Source organism: Pseudomonas sp. DCB_BI, from assembly GCF_026240995.1.
Lineage (GTDB): Bacteria > Pseudomonadota > Gammaproteobacteria > Pseudomonadales > Pseudomonadaceae > Aquipseudomonas.
The window spans coordinates 1-22,528 of the sequence record NZ_JAPFCG010000005.1 but is presented as its reverse complement, the minus strand read 5'-3'; the positions used below and the strand labels follow the sequence as shown (position 1 = coordinate 22,528).

Below are 22,528 nucleotides of genomic sequence, written 5' to 3'. Positions count from 1 at the left end.
GCGCTCATTCGATCCACGCCTTGGCGCGGGCCACCTCCAGGAACGCCAGGACGTCCTCGTCAAGGCCGGGTACGCCCGGGAAACGCTGCGCCAGGCGGTCGATGATCATTGCCACGCTACGCTGGCCATCCAGCAGCTCCAGTACCCAGCCGGCACTGGGGTTGAGCTCGATGATGCCGCCGGGGTACAGCAGCACATGACGCGCCTGCAAAGGCTCCCAGTGCAGGCGCAGGCCTTTGCCCAGGGCCAAGGCCTGCTGGCGATCGATCAAGTTCACAGGGACATCCGGTTTGAAGATCCGGCCATCGCAAGGATGGCCGGAGGGGCATCAGCGATTGGCGAAGTACATCGTCACTTCGAAGCCAATGCGCAGGTCGGTGTAGGCGGGTTTGGTCCACATAGGGGCTAGTCCTCTTCTTGTGCCGGAGGATTCCGGTAGAAGCATTAATGCACGTGGGGGAACTGGGGCGAATGCTACTTTGGAACGAGCTTGCGGGGTGCGATGGTACGGGTAGGCATTGGCGAGTGCCGGCCTCTTCGCGGATGAACCCGAGCCCACAGGTCCTGCGCCGGTTCTGGAACCAACGGTGAACCTGTGAGAGCGGGCGACCCGCGAAGGCCCCGACCCGGCCTAGAAGAAGCCCAGCGGATTGATGTCGTAGCTCACCAGCAGGTTCTTGGTCTGCTGGTAATGGTCCAGCATCATCTTGTGCGTCTCACGCCCCACACCCGACTTCTTGTAGCCCCCAAACGCGGCATGCGCCGGGTACAGGTGGTAGCAGTTGGTCCATACCCGCCCGGCCTTGATCCCACGGCCCATGCGGTAGGCGCGGTTGATGTCGCGGGTCCACAGGCCGGCACCAAGGCCGAATTCACTGTCGTTGGCGATTGCCAGGGCTTCAGCTTCGTCCTTGAAGGTGGTGACGCCCACCACTGGGCCGAAGATTTCTTCCTGGAACACGCGCATCCGGTTGTGGCCCTTCAGCAGGGTCGGCTGGATGTAGTAACCGCTGGACAGGTCACCCTGCAGGCGCTCGGCAGCCCCGCCGGTCAGCAACTGTGCACCCTCCTCCCGGGCGATCTGCAGGTACGAGAGGATTTTGTCGTACTGCTGCTCCGAAGCTTGCGCCCCCACCATGGTCTCGGTATCCAGCGGGTTGCCGCGGGTGATCCTGGCGATCTTCTTCATCACCTCGGCCATGAACGGTTCGTAGATCGACTCCTGGATCAGCGCCCGCGACGGGCAGGTGCAGACCTCGCCCTGGTTGAAGAACGCCAGCACCAGGCCTTCGGCCGCCTTCTCGATGAACGCAGGCTCGGCCTGCATGATATCTTCGAAGAAAATGTTGGGCGATTTGCCGCCCAGTTCGACGGTGGACGGGATGATGTTCTCGGCTGCGCACTTCATGATGTGCGAGCCCACCGGGGTGGACCCGGTGAAGGCGATCTTGGCAATCCGCTTGCTGGTAGCCAGGGCCTCGCCCGCTTCACGGCCAAAGCCCTGGACAATGTTCAACACGCCTGCCGGCAACAGGTCGGCAATCAGCTCGGCAAACACGGTGATCGACAGCGGCGTCTGTTCAGCTGGCTTGAGCACCACGCAGTTGCCGGCGGCCAGGGCCGGGGCAAGCTTCCAGGCCGCCATCAACAGCGGGAAGTTCCACGGGATGATCTGCCCGACCACACCCAGCGGTTCATGGATGTGATAGGCCACAGTGCCTTCGTTGATCTCGGCAGCCCCGCCCTCCTGCGCGCGAATGCAGCCAGCGAAATAACGAAAGTGATCCGCCGCCAGCGGCACGTCGGCGTTCAGGGTTTCGCGCACGGCCTTGCCGTTGTCCCAGGTTTCGGTAACCGCCAGCACTTCCAGGTTCTGCTCGATGCGGTCGGCGATCTTCAGCAGTACCCGGGCACGGTCCTGCACCGAGGTTTTGCCCCAGGCGTCGGCCGCGGCATGCGCGGCATCCAGCGCACGCTCGATATCCTGGGCGGTAGAACGGGGGAATTCGGCGATCGGCTGGCCATTGACCGGCGAGCTGTTGGTGAAGTACTGGCCAGCCAGCGGCGCCACGAACTCGCCATTGATGAAGTTGCCGTAGCGGGGTTTGAAGGATACGACGGCACCTGGAGTTCCGGGTTGTGCGTAGATCATGCTGAGCCTCTGCGGGTCGATGCCTGTCCCACGACAGGCGATGCTTCAATGGTAGAAAGCCCCGCGTGCCGGGCGAATGCATCGTTGGCAGCGGGGCTCTCGTCATTTGGTAGTAGGGTCTGGGCCTCAGCGCTTGGCGCTTGCGGTGTGCTGCAACTGCTTGGGCAATTTGAAGGTCCAGAGCATGCCGCCTTGGTTGAAGTCCTTCACCCGCTTGGCCACTTCACCGCCCCACAGCGGCACCGCGCCGCCCCAGCCGGACACCACCGAAACATACTGCTCGCCGTCCATTTCCCAGGTTACCGGCGAGCCGAGCACGCCAGAGCCGGTCTGGAATTCCCAGACCTTGTCGCCGGTCTTGGCGTTGAACGCCTGCAAGAAGCCCTCCGGCGTGCCGGTGAACACCAGGTTGCCCTTGGTGGTCAGCACACCGCCCCACAGCGGCGCGTAGTTCTTGTGCCGCCACACTTCCTTGCCGCTGACCGGGTCGATGGCACGCAGCACCCCGATGTAGTCCTCGTTCAGCGGCTTGATGGTGAAGCCGGCCCCCAGGAACGCCGCGCCCTTCTTGTAGGCGATGCCTTCGTTCCAGATGTCCATGCCCCACTCGTTGGACGGCACGTAGAACAGCCCGGTGTCCTTGTTGTAGGCCATCGGCATCCAGTTCTTGGCACCGAGGAAGGCCGGGGCGACGAATACCGAGCTGCCCTTGGCTTCACTCCCCGGCGCGCCCGGGCGGCTGGCTTCGTTGTAGATTGGCCGGCCATCCTTGTCCAGGCCGGTGGCCCAGGTGATCTTGTCGACGAAGGGGAAGCCGCGGATGAACTTGCCGTTGGTGCGGTCCAGCACGTAGAAGAAGCCGTTGCGGTCAGCGGTGGCGGCGGCCTTCACCTCCTTGCCGCCATCTTTGTAGTTGAACGAGATCAGCTCGTTGACGCCGTCGAAGTCCCAGCCATCGTGCGGCGTGCTCTGGAAGTGCCACTTGATGGTGCCGTCATCCGGGTTCAGCGCCAGGCGCGACGAGGAATACAGGTTGTCACCCGGGCGCAGGTGCGAATTCCACGGCGCCGGGTTGCCAGTGCCGAACAGGATCAGGTTGGTTTCCGGGTCGTAGTAGCCGCCCAGCCAAGGCGCGGCGCCGCCGGTCTTCCACAGGTCGCCAGGCCAGGTCTTGCCCGCCTCACCGCCGGAAATCCCGTTCTCGATCGCCTTGCCGTCCTTGTACACATAACCCATGTGCCCTTCCACGGTCGGCCGCATCCACAGCAGTTCACCGTTCTCCGGGTTGTAGGCCTGGATCTTGCCCACCACGCCGAACTCGCCGCCGGCCACGCCGGTAATCAGCTTGCCATTGACGATCATCGGCGCGGCGCTGATCGAGTAGCCTTCCTTGTGGTCGGCCACCTTCTTGCTCCACACCACCTTGCCGGTGTCCTTGTTCAGTGCCACCAGCTTGGCGTCCAGGGTGCCGAAGAACACCAGGTCGCCGTACAGCGCCACGCCCCGGTTGATCACGTCACAGCACGGGCGGATGTCGTCCGGCAGGCGGGCATCGTACTGCCAGAGTTTCTTGCCGGTGCGGGCGTCCACGGCGAACACCCGCGAATAGGAGCCGGTCAGGTACATCACGCCGTCCTTGACCAGCGGCTGGGCCTGCTGGCCGCGCTGCTTCTCACCACCGAAGGAGAATGCCCAGACCGGCCGCAGCTCCTTGACGTTGTTGCTGTTGAGCATGTCCAGCGGGCTGTAGCGCTGGCCCTGCACGCCCAGGCCGTTGGTGACGATCTGCTGCGGGTTCTTCGGGTCCTGGAGGATTTCTTCATTGCTGACGGCGGCGTGGGCCGCGCCGGCCAGCAGCAAGGCGCTGAGCACCAGGCTCTGGGCGAACGCGGGACGACGTGCGGATCGGGTCATGTCGGCTACCTTTGGTTTTTTTGTTGTGTCCGGGAAAATTTCCCGGTGTGCCGAGAATTCTTGGTCGCGGCCTGTTCGCCAACAATTGCCAGGAGTGCGGAGTTTTCTAGTTCCTTGGTACAGGGCAGGCGCGTCAGTGCCTGGCGTCAACGCGCCGGAATTGTTGGCGCTCGTAACGCGGATACAGATGGCTGACACTGCGAATCAGCTCATACCGGGTCAGGCTGACCCCGGCAAACCGCTCGGGGATCGGGCTGCGGATCATCTCGGCCATGTCATCGCCACGCGCAGCGCCCTCACGCAGCAGGCTATCCAGCCAGCCCAGGTAATCGCGCATCTGCGTAAACGGCCGGGTGTCGCTGGCCACCGGGCCATGCCCGGGCACCAGCTGCTTCCAGGGCAGCGCCTGCAAGGTCTCGAGGTCCTTGAGCCAAACGTCCAGCCCCGGGCTGTTGGGCGTCGTCAGGGCACGCTCGTAGAACACCAGGTCGCCAGCGAACAGCACCCCGGTCGATTCATCGAGAATCGCCAGGTCAGCGCCGGTATGCCCACTCAGCCCGAGCAAACGCAGGCGGTGCCCACCGACTTCACGGATACCGGGCTCCACTACCCGGCTCGGCAACACCACCTCGGTGCCCCGCATCCAGTCACCGACCAGGCGGTACATGTTTTCGGCCATGGCATCCCCCTGCTGACGCAGTAACTCAGCGGTACCTGCCAAGGCGCCAATGGGCACATCGGCAAAGGCCTGGTTGCCCAGCGCGTGGTCTGGGTGATGATGGGTCAGCAGCACTTCGAGCACCGGCTTGTCGGTGACGGTGGCAATGGCTTGGCGCAACGCCTCGCCATAGCGCTTCGACGGCCCGCTGTCGATCACCACCACACCCGCGTCGGTAATGATGAACGCGGTGTTGACCACATTGCCGCCATTGGCCTTGGCAAAATTGTCGGTACTGCCTTCCAGCAACCAGGTGCCCTCGGCAATCTGCCGGGGCACCAGCCCGTATTCCAGGTTTGCCTGGGCCGGCAGCCCCAGGCACAGCAGCAACAGCAGGATCCAGCGCATGGCAGGTGCCTCGGGTCGGGTAAAGGGTCAGGCCTGGCGCTCAGGGCAGCGCCGCCTCGAACTGGTTGCCGCTGTTGTCCTGCAACAGCAGCCGGGTTGGCCCGGGGCCCAGGACATCGAAGCCCAGATTGGGGTTTTCGCTGACCGCCGGGTACAGTTCCAGGCTGGCCAGGGGCTGGCCATCGGCGCCTTGCAACTGCGCATGGTTGAGGAAGAATTCGGGAATACCACTGACCAGGCCGTTGTCCATCGGGTGGCTCACCTGCAAGCGCAAGCGGCTGCTATCGCCGCGTCTGTAGCGCCCACCCAGCACCTCGCCGAGGTGTTCCTCCCAGCCGGCTTGGGTGCGCACCACGCTGGGCGCAGTACAGCCGCCGCCGGCAGCATCGATCAGGGTAGAGCCGACATGCCACAGGCCGTCGCGGGTAAGCACGGCCGCGCGCAGCGGCGTGGCCTGCTCGATACGGATACGGATCGACAACCAGGGCAGCACACGCTCGCCGGGCCGAAAGTCGACAATGCGCGGCAACGGGTTGAGCTCCGCCCAGGCGATGATACGCACCACCTCGCCGGTAAACGCCCGGGCATCGATCTCCAGCGGCACCTGGCGTGCGTCCTCGGCAAAGGGTGGGGCCAGCAGCTTGACCCGGTCATCGAACACGAACGGTGCCTGGCCGAGCAGTTGCTTATGGTAGAAGTCCCACATCGCCGACGGTACCGGGTCCTTGCTGGCACTGGGCTCGCTGGCCAAGGCCTGGGCGGCCCAGGGCATCCAGCACACCAGCAGGACAGTCGCTCGCCAGTTCATCGTCCACTCCTTTGATGAGCACTACCGATACATTTCCGGCGTCTGATAGCGCAGGCCGTAATGGGCATAAATCGCCTGCATCCGCCCATCCCGGATCAACGCCTCTAGCGCCTCCTCCACCGCATAGGCCAGTTGCCGGTTGCTCTCATGCACCGCCATGCCGATCTCCCAGGCTTGCTTGCCAAGGTTCGGGTAAGCGTTTTCCGCCAACGCCAGTTGCGGGTCAGCGGCCTGATGCAGTTGCCAGTCAACTTCACCACGCATCGCCATCACCGCATCCACCTGGCCGGCGTGCATGGCCGCAAAGGCCTGCTGAACGCTGGGGTAATGATGGGTTCTGGCGCTGAGCATGCCGTTGAAAACCGAGGTCAGGTAGAACGACGGCACACTGTCTACCTCGACGCCGATCGGGTGCTGCTGGAACACGGCGACACTGGCCACCGAGGCCAACCGGCGGCGGTCGTAGGCCACTTGCCAGCGCTCTTCCTGATAAGGGCCGAACATCACCACCTGGCCGTTTTCCAGCTCACCCAGTTCGTTGCGCTTCTGTGTGTAGTCGTGGTCGTACGGCACCCGCATCATCAGGTCGGCCAACTGCTGGTGGCGCAGCGGGCTGCCGCGCCAAATGTAATCGCGCAGGTCGTCGTCGAGCTTTTCCCCAGGGGGGGCCCAGATCAATTGCAGGCGCACGCCCATGGCCTCGGCCAGCGCCTGGGCCAGCTCCACATCCACACCACGCGGCTGGCCCTGGTCCTGGAAGCTGTAGGGCGCAAAGTCCTTGTACACCGCCACCTTCAGCTCACCGGCAGCGATGATCGTGTCGTAGCTGCGCACCTGCGCCTGGGCCGCTGCACAGCACAGCAACAGGCCCGTGAACAGCACCGCCATCAGGCGCATGGCCGTCACTCCTCGACGTGCACGCTGTCCAGGTAAGTGCGCACCGCCCACAGGGCTTCCTGGCTCAGGTAATCGGCCATTTTCGGCATGTACACGCGGCCGTCGCGGACCGCGCCGTGGCGCACGCGCTCGACGAACCATTCATCGCCGGCGTCGCCGGCATCGAGCAGGCGCAGGTCGGGGGCAATACCGCCAGATTTGGCTTCCAGGCCATGGCAGGCCGCGCAGTTCTGGTTGTAGGCCGAGGCGCCGATCTCCACCGCTTTGTCGTGCTCAGGCGAACTGCGGTAAGGGTTGACCGCTGCCCAGCCGTCACCGTCCAGGCTCACGCCAGCGTCCTTGATTGGGGTCAGGCCCTGGGTCTCCACCGCCTGCGGGACCACATTGCCATGGGCCCAGGCCGTGCCGGTCAACACAGCCCCGGCCAACAGACCTGCAGCAAGCAACACATTGGGTTTTATTGTCATTGTCATGCCCTCACCATTGCACGCAAAGCCTCAACCACAGAGGCCGTGCCGCCATCTTAAAAACACCTCGCAGGCGGCCGAATGCTGCTTTGGTGGCCGGGCCTTACTCCCTTGGTAGTAGGGCTTGTGGCGAACGGCCAAATGAGGTGCCGGCCGGGAACTCTTCCCGGCAAGGGCGGGACATTTTCCGTATCCCGCAAGCGCCACTGCGCCCCACCCTGTGCAGGCCAAAACCTCCATTGGGAACTGCAACCATGACAATAAGATCGCTACCCGCCCTTTCCCCTCTGGCCCTGAGCGTTCGCGTGCTGCTGATGGCCGGTAGCCTGGCCCTGGGCAGCGTGGCAACAGCGGCCACCCCCCCAGCGGCACCTGCCGGCAAGAATGTCACCTGGGAAGACATCGCCAACGACCACCTCACCACCAGCGACGTGCTGCAGTACGGCATGGGCACCAACGCCCAGCGCTGGAGCCCGCTGGCCCAGGTCAATGACAAGAACGTGTTCAAGCTGACCCCGGCCTGGTCGTACTCCTTCGGCGATGAAAAGCAGCGCGGCCAGGAGTCCCAGGCCATCGTCAGCGACGGCGTGGTCTACGTCACCGGCTCGTACTCGCGGGTATTCGCCCTCGATGCCAAGACCGGCAAACGCCTGTGGACCTACAACCACCGCCTGCCCGACAACATTCGTCCGTGCTGTGACGTGGTCAACCGCGGGGCGGCGATCTACGGCGACAAGATCTACTTCGGCACCCTCGACGCGCGGGTCATCGCCCTCGACAAGCGCACCGGCAAAGTGGTGTGGAACAAGAAGTTCGGCGACCACAGCGCCGGCTACACCATGACCGGTGCGCCAGTGCTGATCAAGGACAAGACCAGCGGCAAGGTGCTGCTGATCCACGGCAGCTCCGGTGATGAATTCGGCGTGGTCGGCCAGCTGTTCGCGCGGGACCCGGACACCGGCGAAGAGGTGTGGATGCGGCCCTTCGTCGAGGGCCACATGGGCCGCCTGAACGGCAAGGACAGCACCCCGACCGGCGACGTCAAGGCGCCGTCCTGGCCGGACGACCCGACCACCGAAACCGGTAAGGTCGAAGCCTGGAGCCACGGCGGCGGTGCCCCTTGGCAAAGTGCGAGCTTCGACCCCGAAACCAACACCATCATCGTCGGCGCCGGCAACCCAGGCCCTTGGAATACCTGGGCGCGCACGTCCAAGGACGGCAACCCGCATGACTTCGACAGCCTGTACACCTCTGGCCAGGTCGGTGTCGACCCGAGTACCGGCGAGGTCAAGTGGTTCTACCAGCACACCCCCAACGATGCCTGGGACTTCTCCGGCAACAACGAGCTGGTGCTGTTCGACTACAAGGACAAGGACGGCAAGCTGGTCAAGGCTACCGGCCATGCCGACCGCAACGGTTTCTTCTACGTGGTCGACCGCAACAACGGCAAGCTGCAGAACGCCTTCCCCTTCGTCGACAACATCACCTGGGCCAGTCACATCGACCTGAAGACCGGGCGCCCAGTGGAGAACCCCGGCCAACGCCCAGCCAAGCCGCTGCCGGGGGAAACCAAGGGCAAGCCGGTTGAGGTGTCGCCGCCGTTCCTGGGCGGCAAGAACTGGAACCCCATGGCCTACAGCCAGGATACCGGCCTGTTCTACATCCCCGGCAACCAGTGGAAAGAGGAGTACTGGACCGAGGAAGTGAACTACAAGAAAGGCTCGGCTTACCTGGGCATGGGCTTCCGCATCAAGCGCATGTACGACGACCACGTGGGTACCCTGCGCGCCATGGACCCATCCACCGGCAAGCTGGTGTGGGAACACAAGGAGCACCTGCCGCTATGGGCCGGGGTGCTGGCAACCAAGGGCAACCTGGTGTTCACCGGTACCGGCGATGGCTTCTTCAAGGCCTTCGACGCCAAGACCGGCAAGGAATTGTGGAAGTTCCAGACCGGCAGCGGCATCGTCTCGCCGCCCATCACCTGGGAACAGGACGGCGAGCAGTACATCGGCGTGACCGTGGGCTACGGCGGTGCAGTACCACTGTGGGGCGGCGACATGGCCGAGCTGACCAAACCGGTGGCTCAGGGTGGTTCTTTCTGGGTGTTCAAGATCCCGAGCTGGGACAACCAGACTGCACAGCGTTGACCTGCAGCGGGGAGCGGCCTGCGCCCCTCCCCGTTTCTGACCTTGACCTGCCCAGAGGCTTTCACCATGAATTACCTGCCCTTTACCTTGCTGCTGGCGCTGTCCCCTGCCCTGGCAGTGAACGCCGACGACGCCGGCAACGATGCCCCCTTGGTCATCAACGGCTGCGTGATCGCCGAAGCCAGCCAGTGCCCAGGGGCCAACCTGCGCGGCGCCAACCTGGCCAACCAGGACCTGCGCAAGATGAACCTGGCCGGTGCCGACCTGCGTGAGGCCGACCTGCGTCATGCCCAGCTGGACCTGGCAAATCTGGAAAAAGCCCGCCTGCAAGGTGCCAACCTGACCCGCGCCAGCCTGCAACAGAGCAATCTGCGCCTGGCCGACCTGAGCAACAGCAAGCTGGTAGCTATTCAAGGCTGGGGCTTGTTCGCCCAAGGCGCACAGTTTGCAAAGGCGGACTTGCGCGCAGCCTACCTGCAGTTCGCCAGGCTGTCCGGGGCAAAGCTTACGCAGGCCAACTTGCAGGCGGCGGACCTGGAAATGGCCTGGTTGAGCAAAGCCGATCTGCAAGAGGCCAACCTGGGCGATGCCAACCTGCAGGAGGCCAAGTTTGGCCAGAGCAACTTGGCACGCGCCGATTTGCGCGGGGCGCGGCAGCATTACGGGAACTTTCAGGAGGCCAATATGGAGGGGTGCAGGGGTTGCCCTGAGACCTGGGATAAATGAGTGGGGGGTTCGCCGTGGCAGGTTCAGGGCCTGTGAGATCGAGCGCCGCGCGGGCGGCGCTCGATCTCACAGGCGCTGAACCTCCAAAGCCAGGCGCTCACCTCACCCCGCCACCCGCACCACTCCCAGGTCAATCCCCAGATGCACCAGCTCGGCATGCGAGCTGACCTGCATCTTGCTCTTGAGCAAGGTCAGGTGGTTGGACACGGTCTTGGCACTGATACACAACTGCTCGGCAATTACCCGCGCCGGGGTGCCCTTTGCCAGCATCGTGAAGATCTCCAGTTCGCGCTGGGTCATGCGCTGTAACCGCGGGTCACCGGTGCTTTGCTGTGACCTGCAAGCCAGCTGTGTGGCCAGGGGCTGTTCGATGTAGGCATGCCCGGCCAATACCCGCTGCACCGCCTCGATCAGCACCTCAGGCGCCGAGTTCTTGGTCAGGTAGCCCGAAGCCCCCGCCTCCAGCGCCTGGCGCACCAGCGGCAGCTCGTCGTGCATGCTGAAAAACAACACCCGCAACTGCGGAAGGCGCTGGCGCAGGCGACGGGTGGTTTCCAGGCCACTGATACCGGGCAGGCCAAAGTCCATGATCACCAGGTTGGGTACCTGCTCCTGCACCCTGGCCAGCGCTTCTTCACCACTGGCGGCCTCACGCACCTGCACCAATGGCAGCACCGCCCGCAGCAGGCTGGCGTAGCCCTGGCGGACCACGGCGTGGTCATCGACCAACACGATATTCATCACACCTCCTCCGGAATGTTAAGGGCCAGCGCCCAGCCAGCCCCCGGGCGGCTGAAAATGCGTAACTCCCCCCCAAGGCTGCGGGCCCGCTCCGCCATCGAGTGCAGGCCTACCCCTGGACGACGGGGCTGGCAAGCGCCACAGCCGTTGTCGCGAATGAACAGGCGCAAGCCCTTGGTACTGCGCTGCAGGCGTACCCGCACCTGGGTGGCACCGGCATGCCGGGAGACGTTGGTCAGCGCCTCCTGCAGCAAGCGGTACAAATGCGTTCTGCTCGCCCCAGGCAGCGCCGGCAGATGTTCACCAACCCGCAGCCGGCATTCGATGCCCTGGCTGGCCTGCCACTGGCTCACCAACAGCCCGAAGGCCTCGGCCAGCGGCATGTAATGCAGCGCCACCGGATACAAGTTGTGCACCAGCGCGCGAAAGCCTTGCTGCAGGCGCTCGCAATTGACTTCAAGGGCGTGCGCCGTCTGTGTCACCCGTTCAGGCTGTTCGGCCACCATACGCAACAGGCACAGCTGGGCACGCATGCCTGCCAGGTATTGCCCCAGATCATCGTGCAGGGTCTGCGCCAACTGGGTACGCTCCTGCTCCTGCACTGCCAGCAGAGCCTGAGTCAGTTGGGCATTGTCGGCCTGGGCCTGCTCCAGGGTTGCGGCCATGCGGTTGAAGTGTTTCGCCAACTGGCGCGCTTCCGGCAAGCCGGCCTCGCGCAGGCGCGCCGTCAATTGTCCGCCCGACACCTGGTGCAAGGCCCCCAGCAGCTCATCCAGCAGGCCCATGGCCCGCCGCACCGCCCAGCGGATGGTCAACAGGCTCAACAACAATGCCAGCCCACAAACGCCTAGCAGTTGCTGCAGGGAGTCCCAGACTTCATCGATTTCATCCCGCGCATCCACGGCAATCAACACGCGGCGGCCATCAGTCAAGTCCAGCAACCGGCTGCCCTGGTAACGCTCACCGACCAACTGGCGGCCAAGCCAGGCATCCATACCGGCCTCTTGCGGCAGCGTTGGCACCTCACCCGGTGCCAGCCAGTGCACACGCACATGGCGCAGGCTCTTGGTCAAACCGGGTTGCAGGCTTGCCGGGTCGCGCTCAGCGGTTTCGCCCAAGTACGCCACCACAGCTTCGGCTGACTGCAACTCACGCTCGACGTCGGCCACTGCCTGGTGCAACAGCACCCCGGCACATGCCAGCGTCACCAAGGCGAAGCATAACGTGACCCAGAGGTTGACTCGCCACAGGGCCGACAAGTTGACAAGGCGCACAAGCGGTTCTCCTCAGGCCGTTGGGGACCATCGTAAAACTGCGGCCCCTGCACGGAATTACTACCTTGGTACCGGCCGAGCGCTACTTTCTGCATATTTCCCGCTGCCGAAGGGCTTCCTATGCTGGCGCCATCTGCCGTGGAGTGTGTCATGCGCCAGCCAGCCCACCTTGCCCTTACCTGCCTACTGGCCCTGGCCGCCGCGCTGTCTGCGCCCCTGACGCCTGCCGCGCAGGGCCAGCCCGCAGAGACGCTGCAAGTACGCATCGGCTACCTGGGCTATCGCCCCGACCCAGGTCCGCTGCTGTCCAACATCATCCCTGAACCCGGCGATGCCGGGTTGCAAGGCGCCGACCTGGCCATTGTCGACAGCAACAGCACCGGGCGCTTCCTGAAGCAGCAGTTCCAGCTGAACCACGCCAACGTCGACAGCCCCGAGGCGCTGCTGCAGGCGGCCAAGGCCCAGCATGACCAGGGCCTGCGCCTGTTCGTGGTCAACGCCCCGGCCACCAGCCTGCGCGCACTGTCTGCCGCCCTGCCCGACAGCCTGCTGTTCAATGCCGGCAGCCCCGACGACAGCCTGCGCAGCAGCCAGTGCCTGGGCAATGTGCTGCACAGCCTGCCGGGCCGGGCCATGCTCGCCGATGCCCTGGTGCAGTTCCTGGTGCTGCGCAAATGGCAGCGGGCGTTGCTGGTGGTCGGCCAGACGCCAGACGACCAGGCCTACGCCGCCGCCCTGCGCCGCTCGATGAAACGCTTTGGCGTGCAACTGATCGCGGAAAAGGCCTGGACCTTCGACAACGACCAGCGCCGCAGCGCCCAGGCCGACATGCCGCTGTTCACCCAAACGGCCGAATACGACGTGGTGCTGGTGGCCGACGAGCGCGGCGACTTTGGCGAATACCTGCCCTACCAGACCTGGTACCCGCGCCCGGTGGCCGGCACCCAGGGCCTGACCCCTACCGGCTGGCACAAGACCGTGGAAACCTTCGGCGCGGCACAGCTGCAAAAGCGCTTCGAAGCCCAGGCCGGGCGCTGGATGAACGACCGCGACTTCGCCGCCTGGATGGCCGTGCGCAGTGTCGCCAGCGCGGTCAGCAAGTTGCACCAGGCCCAGCCGCGCGCGGTGCAGCAGCTGTTGCTCAGCGAGCAGTTGCCGCTGGACGGGTTCAAGGGCCGCAAGCTCAGTTACCGCCCGTGGAACGGCGAACTGCGCCAGCCAATCCCGCTGGTGCAGCCACGCGCCCTGGTCAGCACGTCGCCGCAGGAAGGCTTCCTGCACCCCTTCAACGAAATGGACAGCCTGGGCTATGACAAGCCCGAAGTGACCTGCAGCTACCCCTGAGCCGATAACCACAACCATAAGGATTTCGCCATGCGCCGCCCCGTCTTCCCCCGGGCCCTGCTCTACCCCAGCCTGCTCTCGGGCGCCTTGGCGCTGGCCTGCGGGCACGCCGTGGCCGCCACTGCCTGGGTGTCCAACGAAAAGGACAACAGCCTCAGCCTGATCGACATGCAAACCCTGGAGGTCATCCAGACCCTGCCGGTGGGCCAGCGTCCGCGGGGCCTGCTGCTGTCGCATGACAACAAGCTGCTGTACATCTGCGCCAGCGACTCCGACCGGGTGCAGGTGATGGACGTGGCCACGCGCCAGATCATCAAGGAGTTGCCCTCCGGCAAGGACCCCGAGCAGTTCGCCCTGCACCCCAACGACCGCTGGTTGTATGTGTCCAACGAGGACGACGCGCTGGTGACGGTGATCGACACCGTGACCGACAAGGTCCTGGGGCAGATCGATGTGGGCATCGAGCCCGAAGGCATGGCCGTGAGCCCCGATGGCAAGTGGGCGGTGAACACCAGCGAAACCACCAACATGCTGCACTGGATCGACACCAGCACCCAGACCTTGGCCGACAGCACCCTGGTCGACCAGCGCCCGCGCTTCGTCGAGTTCAGCCAGGACGGCTCGAAACTGTGGGCCTCGGCGGAAATCGGTGGCACGGTGACCATCCTCGACGTGGCAACGCGCCAAGTGCTGAAAACCCTGAACTTCCAGATCAAGGGCGTGCACCCGGACAAGGTCCAGCCGGTGGGTATAAAGCTCAGCGCCGATGGCAAATACGCCTTCGTCGCGCTGGGGCCGGCCAACCATGTGGCAGTGATCGATGCCAAGACCTATGAGGTGCTCGACTACCTGCTGGTCGGGCGGCGGGTCTGGCAACTGGCATTCACCCCCGACCAGAGTCGCTTGCTGGCCACCAACGGCGTCAGTGGCGATGTGTCGGTGATCGATGCGCAACACCTCAAGGTGCTCAAGTCAGTGAAAGTCGGGCGCTACCCCTGGGGTGTGGTGGTGACCCCATGAACGCGCTGGAAGTCAGGGACGTCAGTTTTGCCTACGGCCAGCGCGAGGCACTCAGGCAGGTTGGCTTCCGCCTGGCACCTGGGCGTTTCGCCGCGCTGTTGGGCCCCAATGGCGCCGGCAAATCGACCTTGATCGCCCTGCTTACCCGCCTGTACGACCTGCAACAGGGCGACATTGACGTGTGTGGCCATTCATTGCGCACTAGCCCGCGCCCGGCCCTGCGCCAGCTGGGCGTGGTGTTTCAGCAAAGTACCCTGGACCTGGACCTGAGCGTCGAGCAAAACCTGCGCTACCACGCCGCCCTGCATGGCCTGTCGCGGCGCCAAGGCAGCCGGCGCGTCGAGGCGGAACTGGCTCGCCAAGGCCTTGGCGAACGCCGTCATGATCGCGTGCGCGAGCTGAACATTGGCCATCGCCGCCGGGTGGAAATTGCCCGCGCGCTGCTGCATGAGCCGCGCCTGTTGCTGCTCGACGAAGCCAGCGTCGGCCTTGACCCGGCCAGCCGCCTGGCGCTCAACCAGCACCTGCGGCTGCTGTGCGTCGAGCAGCAATTGAGTGTGCTGTGGGCCACCCACCTGCTGGACGAAGTACAGCCCAGCGACGACCTGCTGATACTCCACCAAGGGCGCCTGGTGGCCAGTGGTACGGCCGATGCGTTGAGCCAGGAGCATGGTGGCGACCTCGACCACGCCTTTGCCCGCCTGACCCGCACGCCTTCAGGAGCCAACGCCCAATGAACGCTTACTGGGAATGTTTCAACGGCATCATGCAACGCGAATGGCTGCGCTTCGTGTTGCAGCGCACGCGCCTGCTCAGTGCCCTGGTGCGCCCGCTGCTGTGGCTGCTGGTATTCGCCGCCGGGTTTCGCGCAGCGTTGGGCATCGCGATCATCGAGCCCTACGACACGTACATCCCCTACGAGGTGTATATCATTCCCGGCCTGGCCTGCATGATCCTCTTGTTCAACGGTATGCAGGGTTCGTTGTCGATGGTCTATGACCGCGAGATGGGCAGCATGCGGGTGCTCCTGACCAGCCCCTTGCCGCGGCCGTTCCTGCTGGGCAGCAAGTTGCTGGCGACCTCGCTGATTTCCCTGCTACAGGTGTATGCCTTCCTTGCCATTGCCTGGCTGTACGGTGTGCAGCCACCGGCTGCGGGGCTGCTGATGGCCCTGCCGGCATTGCTGCTGGTGGCTTTCATGCTCAGCGCCCTGGGGCTGTTGCTGTCGAACGCCATCCGCCAGCTGGAGAACTTCGCCGGGGTGATGAATTTCGTGATCTTCCCGCTGTTCTTCCTGTCGTCGGCGCTGTACCCGTTGTGGAAGATGCGCGAGGCCAGCGAATGGCTGTACGGGTTGTGCGCAGTAAACCCGTTTACCCACGCCGTCGAGCTGGTGCGCTTTGCCTTGTACGAGCGGCTGAACCTGCTGGCGCTGGCGGTGTGCCTGGGTTTGACCGGGCTGTTCACGCTGCTGGCGATCCTCACCTTCAACCCCCAGCATGCAGCGCTGCGCAAGCCGCGCTGAAAACCTGGCGTGTAACGCGGATAGTGTGTGGGAGCGGCCTTGGGCGTCTCCATGCCTTCAGGCGCCCGGCCATCTACTACTTTAGTACTGCATTTACTGTCTATCGTCGCATTCACAAAGCACCGCCACTGGCATGTAATGAGTCCATAACAAAAAGGAACAACCTCCATGCCACGTGCCCTGCCCCGGCTGCCACGCCCTTTGCTGGCGGTACTTTCGCTGAGCCTGACGCTAGGCATCGCCCAGGCTGACACGGCGCCGCTGTTCTCCGCCGACGGTTACCGCACCAGCCTCTACCGCAGCCCGACCCCAGCCCAGGTCGAAGGCGGCCAGGTTATCGACACTGCCGCGCTGCAACGCCTGCTGGGCCAGAACCCGCCGCCGGTACTGATCGACGTCTACCGCCGGCAATGGCTGCAGGGCCGCTTCATCGAAGACGAGCCCCACGCCAACCTCCCTGGCAGCCTGTGGCTGGCCAACACCGGCGACGGCGAACTGAGCCCGGCCTGGCAGAACTACTTCGTGCATAACCTGGAAAAAGCCACGGCCGGGCACCCGGAACAACCGGTGGTGTTTTACTGCCGCGCCGATTGCTGGCTGAGCTGGAACGCGGTAAAACGCGCTAAAGCCCTGGGCTATGCCAACCTTTACTGGTACCGAGATGGCCTGGACGCCTGGCAGCAGGCCGAGCTGCCATTGCAACCGGCGCAACCGGTGCCCTTCCCCTGATTTGCTTGCCTGCAACTGCGTGCCCTGCTCCATCCAATAAAAACAAGGTGAAAAGGCCATGTACAAAATTCTGATTGCCGACGATCACCCCCTGTTTCGTGAAGCCATCCACAATGTCATCAGTGATGGCTTCAAAGGCAGCGAGGTCATGGAAACCGCCGACCTGGACAGCGCCCTGGCCCTGACCCAGGCGCATGACGACCTCGACCTGATCCTGCTCGACCTGAACATGCCTGGCATGCACGGCCTCAATGGGCTGATCACCTTGCGCAACGAAGCGCCGACCACACCTGTGGTGATTGTCTCTGCCGAGCAGGAAAAGCAGATCGTGCTGCAGGCCATCACCTACGGCGCCGTGGGTTTCATCACCAAGTCGTCACCGCGCTCGCAGATGATCGAGGCGATCGAGCAGATCCTCAACGGTAATGTCTACCTGCCCCCCGACATCATCCGCGCCCAGAAAAGCAGCACCAGCCGGCGCCACAACGATACCCCGAGCTTCCCGCCAGAAATGCTCCAGGCCCTGACCCGCAAGCAGCTGCTGGTGCTTGAGCGCATGACCAAAGGCGAATCGAACAAACAGATCGCCTACACGCTGGACATCGCCGAAACCACAGTCAAGGCCCACGTTTCGGCGATCTTGCGCAAACTCAATGTGCACAACCGGGTACAAGCCATCCTCAGTGCTGGCGATATCGATTTTGCTGATTATCTACGCCGTTGACCTGTTCCGGCGGCTTCGGGGGTAACCCCGCGAAGCCGCCAAACGCTATGCCACGCCACTGGCCAGCAGATGGCTCATCGCCGTCTTGAGTTTCATCGGCCTTACGGGCTTGTGCATCAGCGTGTGACCCAGCTCGCGGATTTGCTGCTTGAGATCGTTGCTGTAGTTGGCAGTGATCATCAGCGCCGGTAGCGGCTGGGCGCGGCGGGCATTGATCCGCGCCACGGCGTCGACACCATTGCAGTCGTTGTCCAGGTGGTAGTCGGCAATCAGCAGGTCGGCCTCGGCGTGGTAGTTGTCCACCTGGCGCGCCAGGTCTTCCTCCGACAGCGCAGTGACCACCCGGCAGCCCCAACCTTCCAGCAAGGTACGCATGCCCGCACAAATCGCCGCATCGTTATCCAGCACCCACACCCGCGCCCCGCGCAAGCGTTCGAGCATCGGCTCGCAGATCGCCGGGCTCGGCTGGGCCTTGGGTGCAGTGGCGCTCAGCGGCACCTCGACAGCGAACACCGAGCCTTTGCCCAGCCATGACCGCACGCGGATCCGGTGGCCGAGGATGCCGGCGATCTTCTCCACGATTGCCAGGCCCAGGCCCAGCCCACGGTCCTGGTCCGGGCGCTGCACATCACCCCGCTTGAACTCCAGGAACATGTCTTCCAGGTGCTCTTCGGCAATGCCGATGCCGCTGTCCCATACTTCAATACGCACGCCACCGCGCTGGCGCCGACACCCCAGCACGACGCGCCCGCTGCGGGTGTAGCGGATGGCATTGCTGAGCAGGTTGCGCAGGATGCGTGCCAGCAGCTGGATGTCACTGCGCACTACGGCAGAACACCCCACAAAATGCAGCGCTAACCCTTCGCTACGCGCCACCTGGGCGTATTCGGCAGCCAGGTTGTCCATCAGTTCGTGGAGGGCAAACGGGGCGACATCGGCCTTGATCACCCCGGCATCGAGCTTGGAAATATCCACCAGGGTACCCAACAGGTTTTCCACATCCTCCAGTGAATTGCTGACATTTCGCACCAGGTGGGCAGCGTTTTGCGGTTCGTCGCGCTCAAGCAATGCACTGGTGAACAGCCGCGCCGCGTTCAGCGGTTGCAGCAAGTCATGGCTGACCGCAGCAAGGAACTTGGTTTTCGACAGGTTGGCCTGCTCGGCCTCGCGCTTGGCCTCGCGCAGACGCGACTCGGCCTGGCTGCGCTCTTCGATCTCGCGCAGCAACTGGTCGTTGAGGCTGGTCAGTTCGGCAGTGCGCTCGCGCACCCGTTGCTCCAGGTGCTGATACGCCTGGTGCAACGCCTGTGCGGTGTTGCGGCGCTCGGTGATGTCGCGGATCAGCACGAAGATACCCACGATTTCGCCACTGGCCAGGCGGTTCGGTACGTAGGAACGCAACATGTAGCGTTCTTGGCCGTTGATATTGGTCTCGGCAAACTCAAACGTTACGCTCTCCCCCGCCAGCGCCCGCGCCACGTAGCCTTCCAGGCGCTGGTAATGCTGCTCGCTGTGGGCCTCGCGCAGGCTCTGGCCCAGCATCACGCCATGCGGCCAGCAATACCACTCTTCGTAAACCTTGTTGGTGAATTCGTAGACCAGATCGGCGTTCAGGTAAGCGATCAGCGCCGGAACGTTGTCGGTAATCAGGCGAATCTGGTGCTGATGGGCCGTCTCGGCCCGCTGGCGGGCCTCGCTGAGCAGGCGGTTGACGGCCTTGAGCTCGGCCATGGCCTGGTTCAACGCATCGGTGCGCTCGCGCACCTGCTCGGCCAGCACCACCGAATGCTGGAACGCGGCGTATGGGTCGTTGCCCCGGGTCACGCCCGACTCGATGCGCTCGATCAGTGCGTCATTGATGCGCTGCAGCTTGTGGTTCTGGTGCTGCAGCCGGGTCAGCTCGGCCTGCAGTTCAGCGACCGACAGGCGGCCGGTTGCGGGCAATGGCGACCCCGGTGAAGGTCTGGTTGATGTGCATGCCATTGAACTGTTCTCCGTAGGTGTTGAAGCCAATCACCCGTTGCTCGCGCAGGAACGCGCCGACCGGCTCCAGGCCGTGATGGGCCTCCAGTTCCAGACGCCGCAGGAAACAATCACAACCGATGGTCAGCAACAACGGTCCAAGACGCTGGTGCAGGCCATCGAACAGCTGGTGCAGGTTCGGCAACAGCGGGCCCGGGGTCATGGCCGTGAGCACGATGCCGTTCTCCACCGCGCAGTAGAAGCTCAAGCTGAGGTCAGGATGCATTTGCTGGATCGCCCGCACGTAGTACTGATCATGAATGCGCACGGCCAGCGGGTGGGCGGCGAACACCCGGTGATCGAGCGCAGCCACGGGTACACCGATGTGGCGGGCATATTCCTCGGCCGCCGGCTCGGCATTCAGTTCGAAAACCCGGCGCTGGGCGCTGTCGGCACCGGTTACCACCAGCTTTTCCTGGCGCGGCAGGATGTGATGCGTGGTGAACACTTCGAAGTCGAGCCAGGTGTTGACCAGCACCACCACGGCTGCGCCGTTGTGAAATGTACCGCCGAAATACACATGGGTGCGGTTCAGGTAGTTGTCGTCACCGGCCGAGCCGCCGAAGTGCGGGATATCGCCCAGTGCTGCGCTGAGTGCGGCAAGCACCATCTCCTCGCGGCTGGACAAGCCATCGAGCAGCGTGAGTGCAAAACTGTGGCCCTTGATTGGCGCCAGGGTATTGCTCCGGCAGGTGCCGACCAGCCGCTCGACCATCTGCTGCGCGTCGATCAGGCTGAATCGCTCCATCTCATCGATCAACGCGGTGGCGATCGAAAAGTGCCGGTGATCGAAGCCCACCGCCGTCACACAATTGCGGCCGTAGCCCAGCGGGGTGATTTCACCGGCGCTGGTGCAGCCAACCAGGCGTATGCCGCCAAAGTCCTGTTCCAATGCTTCGCCTAAAGCCTGCAAGTCGTACTCGGCGGAGCAGAAGAACAACACGAAACCCAGGTGCGGGTGCAGCAACTGCCGCGCCAGGTCCTGAGCGGCCAGCCGTGCGTCGGTAGCCTGAGACATGGCACTGACCACACCGTCGTTATGAGCCTGCTGCATCGTGGTCTCCGGCACGGGGTGGCTGAGTGTTCAGTTTAAGGAGCAGGTGGCGGGTGACGAATGCTACTTGGGTAGCGGGTGGGCGGTTCCATGGGCGTAAAAGACCGCGTCATTCGGGGCCGCCTTGCGGCCCCGGCCACTTACCAGGTCAACACCGCGCCCACCGCAAAGGTATCGGTGTCTTCGTTCTGCGCACTGGTGTCATGCCCGTCGATGGAAAACTGGTTGTACTCGGCAACCAGTTTTAGGTTGTCGTTGATGTCATGGAACAGCGCCACACCCCGGGTCTCGTAGTCCGCGCCGCTGCCAACCGCACCGTTGCCATCGTCCTTGGTCTTGCCATAGGACAGCGCCACGCGGTTCTTGCCAAACGTGTACGAGCCCTGCAGCAGGTAGCCGTCACTGTCCACATTGCGCAGCACCGGCTCACCTGCGTTGTTGGTGAAGAACGGGTTGATGCCCTTGGCCTGGAACCCCGAGCCGGTCAGCGACCAGCCGCCCATCTTTGCCTGCACCCCGTAACCCACCCCCTTGGAAGTGATCGTTTCTACCGTGGAGTCCGTATTGTCCGAGGTCTGGTAACTGCCGTTGACCCAGCTGTAGATCTGCGCCCCACCCAGGTCGAACTGGTAGGTGATCTCGCTCTCGGTGCGCGGGTTTTCCTGGTAAGCCTTGCCGGTCGGGCTGCTGTCGTTGGTGTCGACCGGGTCCATGATGCCCACTGCCACCCGCAGGCCGTCCATCACTGGCGTGCGGTAGGTGATCTGCGAGGTGGGGAACGGGTACGGATAGCCACTGCCGATGTTGCCGAACGACACCCCGCCGCCGTCCACCAGCCCCAAGGTGTCGCTGACCTGGCCATAGCCGGCCAGCAGTTCGTCGAGCAGGATGTTGGAACGGGCGAATAGCCCGAAATCCTTGCCGATCAGCACCTCGCCCCATTCGGGGTTGGCCACCGTGCCGTAGAACTGACGCACATCGATGGCCGTGTCGGTGCCATTGGTTTCGCTGTCGTTAATGGTGACCCAGAACGAGGCGCGTGCACCGAGTTTCAGGTCATCCACCTGCTTGCCCATGTTGAAGCCGATGTAGTTGGGCAGGAAGCCCATCTTCACCCGCGACTGGCGGCGGTCGAACTGCTCACCCTCGCGGTCGACCTTGCTGTTGACGTAGAAGGCGTTGATGTAGCCATCAGTGGAAAACGTCGTCTGGTCCTTGTCGTACAACATGATCTCGGCTTCGGCGACGCTGCTCAGGCCAAGCGCAGAAAAGCTGGCGATGGCGGCTGCGAGAAAACGAGGCGGCAGGTGCTTATTGTTGTTGTGCATGGCGCGCTCCAAACGGGGACGGGATGTCGGAGGCGATTATCAGAAGTGGGCAAATTGCCAGAAACGCTGCTTTGGCGTGGGGTGATGGGTGCTTTGGGGTGGGAGGGTGTGGCGCGGTGATTTGGTCCCGGTACCTGCTTGGGTCTGGGTTCGAGACTTAGGGCTTAGCCAGGAGTGGTAGGCAGGTATCAGTACTGCTGCATGAACGGGAGAATCTGGTGCAATTCGACTGTGGGAGCGGGCTTTTCCCGCGAACACCGGCAGAGCCGGTGCCATGCACCGGGTTGGATGCTTCGCGGGGCAAGCCCGCTCCCACAGGTCCCCCGCAGGCTTGAGGCTGATGCAGTACCTGGGGAAACAACTGGCTTGCTCAGTTTCTAGAATCTAGTGCAATTCGACTGTGGGAGCGGGCTTTTCCCGCGAACACCGGCAGAGCCGGTGCCATGCACCGGGTTGGATGCTTCGCGGGTGTACGACCGGGGACATCCTTTACATCGTAAACCGGGGACATGGTTTACACATTTGAGGCTTGGACGCGGTTTTCACCCCGTCCAAGCCTTCCCAGGAGATGGTTACACAGGAACACA

21 protein-coding genes are annotated in these 22,528 nt (G+C 63.8%); 8 read left to right on the top strand and 13 right to left on the bottom strand.

The features are described from left to right. Nucleotides 1-4: 4 nt before the first annotated feature. The 8 genes from pqqD to pedF form a co-directional block, all read right to left on the bottom strand. Nucleotides 5-277 (bottom strand): pyrroloquinoline quinone biosynthesis peptide chaperone PqqD, encoded by a 273-nt coding sequence (gene pqqD / locus OO258_RS06960; protein ID WP_266029393.1) that lies wholly within the window; start codon nt 275-277, stop codon nt 5-7. Between the two features lie 51 nt (nt 278-328). Then, nucleotides 329-400, bottom strand: a complete 72-nt coding sequence (pqqA, locus tag OO258_RS06955; protein ID WP_003243383.1) for a pyrroloquinoline quinone precursor peptide PqqA — start codon at nt 398-400, stop codon at nt 329-331. Between the two features lie 231 nt (nt 401-631). Then, nucleotides 632-2,152, bottom strand: coding sequence for an aldehyde dehydrogenase family protein (locus OO258_RS06950; RefSeq protein ID WP_266029391.1), 1,521 nt, complete (start codon nt 2,150-2,152; stop codon nt 632-634). A gap of 126 nt (nt 2,153-2,278) precedes the next feature. Further along, on the bottom strand, nt 2,279-4,066 hold the full coding sequence (pedH, locus tag OO258_RS06945; RefSeq protein WP_266029388.1) for a PQQ-dependent alcohol dehydrogenase PedH: 1,788 nt from the start codon (nt 4,064-4,066) through the stop codon (nt 2,279-2,281). A gap of 133 nt (nt 4,067-4,199) precedes the next feature. Next, nucleotides 4,200-5,132 carry a quinoprotein relay system zinc metallohydrolase 1 gene (locus OO258_RS06940; protein WP_266029386.1) on the bottom strand — a complete coding sequence of 311 codons (933 nt, stop codon included), beginning with the start codon at nt 5,130-5,132 and terminating at the stop codon, nt 4,200-4,202. Nucleotides 5,133-5,172: 40 nt separating this feature from the next. Continuing rightward, nucleotides 5,173-5,940: a quinoprotein dehydrogenase-associated SoxYZ-like carrier gene (locus tag OO258_RS06935; protein ID WP_266029384.1), complete on the bottom strand. Its 768-nt coding sequence runs from the start codon at nt 5,938-5,940 to the stop codon at nt 5,173-5,175. 21 nt (nt 5,941-5,961) lie between these two features. Beyond that, complete coding sequence (locus OO258_RS06930) at nt 5,962-6,837, bottom strand: substrate-binding periplasmic protein (RefSeq protein WP_266029382.1); 876 nt, start codon at nt 6,835-6,837, stop codon at nt 5,962-5,964. Nucleotides 6,838-6,842: 5 nt separating this feature from the next. Then, nucleotides 6,843-7,304, bottom strand: coding sequence for a cytochrome c-550 PedF (pedF, locus tag OO258_RS06925; protein ID WP_266029651.1), 462 nt, complete (start codon nt 7,302-7,304; stop codon nt 6,843-6,845). Nucleotides 7,305-7,558: 254 nt separating this feature from the next. Here pedF and exaA point away from each other — a divergent pair, with 254 nt between their 5' ends. Continuing rightward, nucleotides 7,559-9,454, top strand: coding sequence for a quinoprotein ethanol dehydrogenase (gene exaA / locus OO258_RS06920; RefSeq protein ID WP_266029381.1), 1,896 nt, complete (start codon nt 7,559-7,561; stop codon nt 9,452-9,454). 66 nt (nt 9,455-9,520) lie between these two features. Then, nucleotides 9,521-10,180, top strand: a complete 660-nt coding sequence (locus OO258_RS06915; protein ID WP_266029379.1) for a pentapeptide repeat-containing protein — start codon at nt 9,521-9,523, stop codon at nt 10,178-10,180. A 102-nt stretch (nt 10,181-10,282) separates the two neighbouring features. Here the strand turns inward: OO258_RS06915 and OO258_RS06910 are convergent, their stop codons facing one another. Both OO258_RS06910 and OO258_RS06905 read right to left on the bottom strand, forming a co-directional pair. Next, a complete protein-coding gene (locus OO258_RS06910; protein ID WP_110743077.1) occupies nt 10,283-10,921 on the bottom strand; it encodes a response regulator transcription factor in 639 nt (212 codons plus the stop codon). Then, complete coding sequence (locus tag OO258_RS06905; RefSeq protein WP_266029376.1) at nt 10,921-12,195, bottom strand: histidine kinase; 1,275 nt, start codon at nt 12,193-12,195, stop codon at nt 10,921-10,923. Before OO258_RS06905 ends, OO258_RS06910 begins: the two co-directional genes overlap by 1 nt. 150 nt (nt 12,196-12,345) lie before the next feature. Between OO258_RS06905 and OO258_RS06900 the strand changes: the two genes are divergently transcribed. The 6 genes from OO258_RS06900 to OO258_RS06875 all read left to right on the top strand — a co-directional run bounded on the left by OO258_RS06900 (nt 12,346) and on the right by OO258_RS06875 (nt 17,537). Further along, on the top strand, nt 12,346-13,539 hold the full coding sequence (locus OO258_RS06900; protein ID WP_266029374.1) for an ABC transporter substrate-binding protein: 1,194 nt from the start codon (nt 12,346-12,348) through the stop codon (nt 13,537-13,539). Nucleotides 13,540-13,569: 30 nt separating this feature from the next. Beyond that, a complete protein-coding gene (locus OO258_RS06895; protein ID WP_266029372.1) occupies nt 13,570-14,559 on the top strand; it encodes a YVTN family beta-propeller repeat protein in 990 nt (329 codons plus the stop codon). Next, the gene (locus OO258_RS06890; RefSeq protein WP_266029370.1) at nt 14,556-15,296 is read left to right on the top strand and encodes an ABC transporter ATP-binding protein; all 741 of its coding nucleotides are present in this window, start codon (nt 14,556-14,558) and stop codon (nt 15,294-15,296) included. The genes OO258_RS06895 and OO258_RS06890 overlap by 4 nt, the downstream gene beginning before the upstream one ends. After that, nucleotides 15,293-16,084 carry an ABC transporter permease gene (locus tag OO258_RS06885; protein WP_266029368.1) on the top strand — a complete coding sequence of 264 codons (792 nt, stop codon included), beginning with the start codon at nt 15,293-15,295 and terminating at the stop codon, nt 16,082-16,084. The genes OO258_RS06890 and OO258_RS06885 overlap by 4 nt, the downstream gene beginning before the upstream one ends. Nucleotides 16,085-16,252: 168 nt before the next feature. Then, nucleotides 16,253-16,813, top strand: a complete 561-nt coding sequence (locus tag OO258_RS06880) for a PQQ-dependent catabolism-associated CXXCW motif protein (RefSeq protein WP_266029366.1) — start codon at nt 16,253-16,255, stop codon at nt 16,811-16,813. Nucleotides 16,814-16,871: 58 nt separating this feature from the next. Then, on the top strand, nt 16,872-17,537 hold the full coding sequence (locus tag OO258_RS06875) for a response regulator transcription factor (protein ID WP_266029365.1): 666 nt from the start codon (nt 16,872-16,874) through the stop codon (nt 17,535-17,537). 45 nt (nt 17,538-17,582) lie between these two features. On the opposite strand, the gene OO258_RS06870 is transcribed toward OO258_RS06875, so the two are convergent. From OO258_RS06870 to OO258_RS06860, 3 genes are all read right to left on the bottom strand, one after another. After that, nucleotides 17,583-19,481 (bottom strand): NahK/ErcS family hybrid sensor histidine kinase/response regulator, encoded by a 1,899-nt coding sequence (locus OO258_RS06870; protein ID WP_266029363.1) that lies wholly within the window; start codon nt 19,479-19,481, stop codon nt 17,583-17,585. After that, a complete protein-coding gene (gene nosP, locus OO258_RS06865; RefSeq protein WP_266029361.1) occupies nt 19,450-20,613 on the bottom strand; it encodes a nitric oxide-sensing protein NosP in 1,164 nt (387 codons plus the stop codon). Before nosP ends, OO258_RS06870 begins: the two co-directional genes overlap by 32 nt. 140 nt (nt 20,614-20,753) lie before the next feature. After that, nucleotides 20,754-21,941, bottom strand: coding sequence for a porin (locus OO258_RS06860; RefSeq protein ID WP_266029359.1), 1,188 nt, complete (start codon nt 21,939-21,941; stop codon nt 20,754-20,756). Nucleotides 21,942-22,528 lie beyond the last annotated feature (587 nt).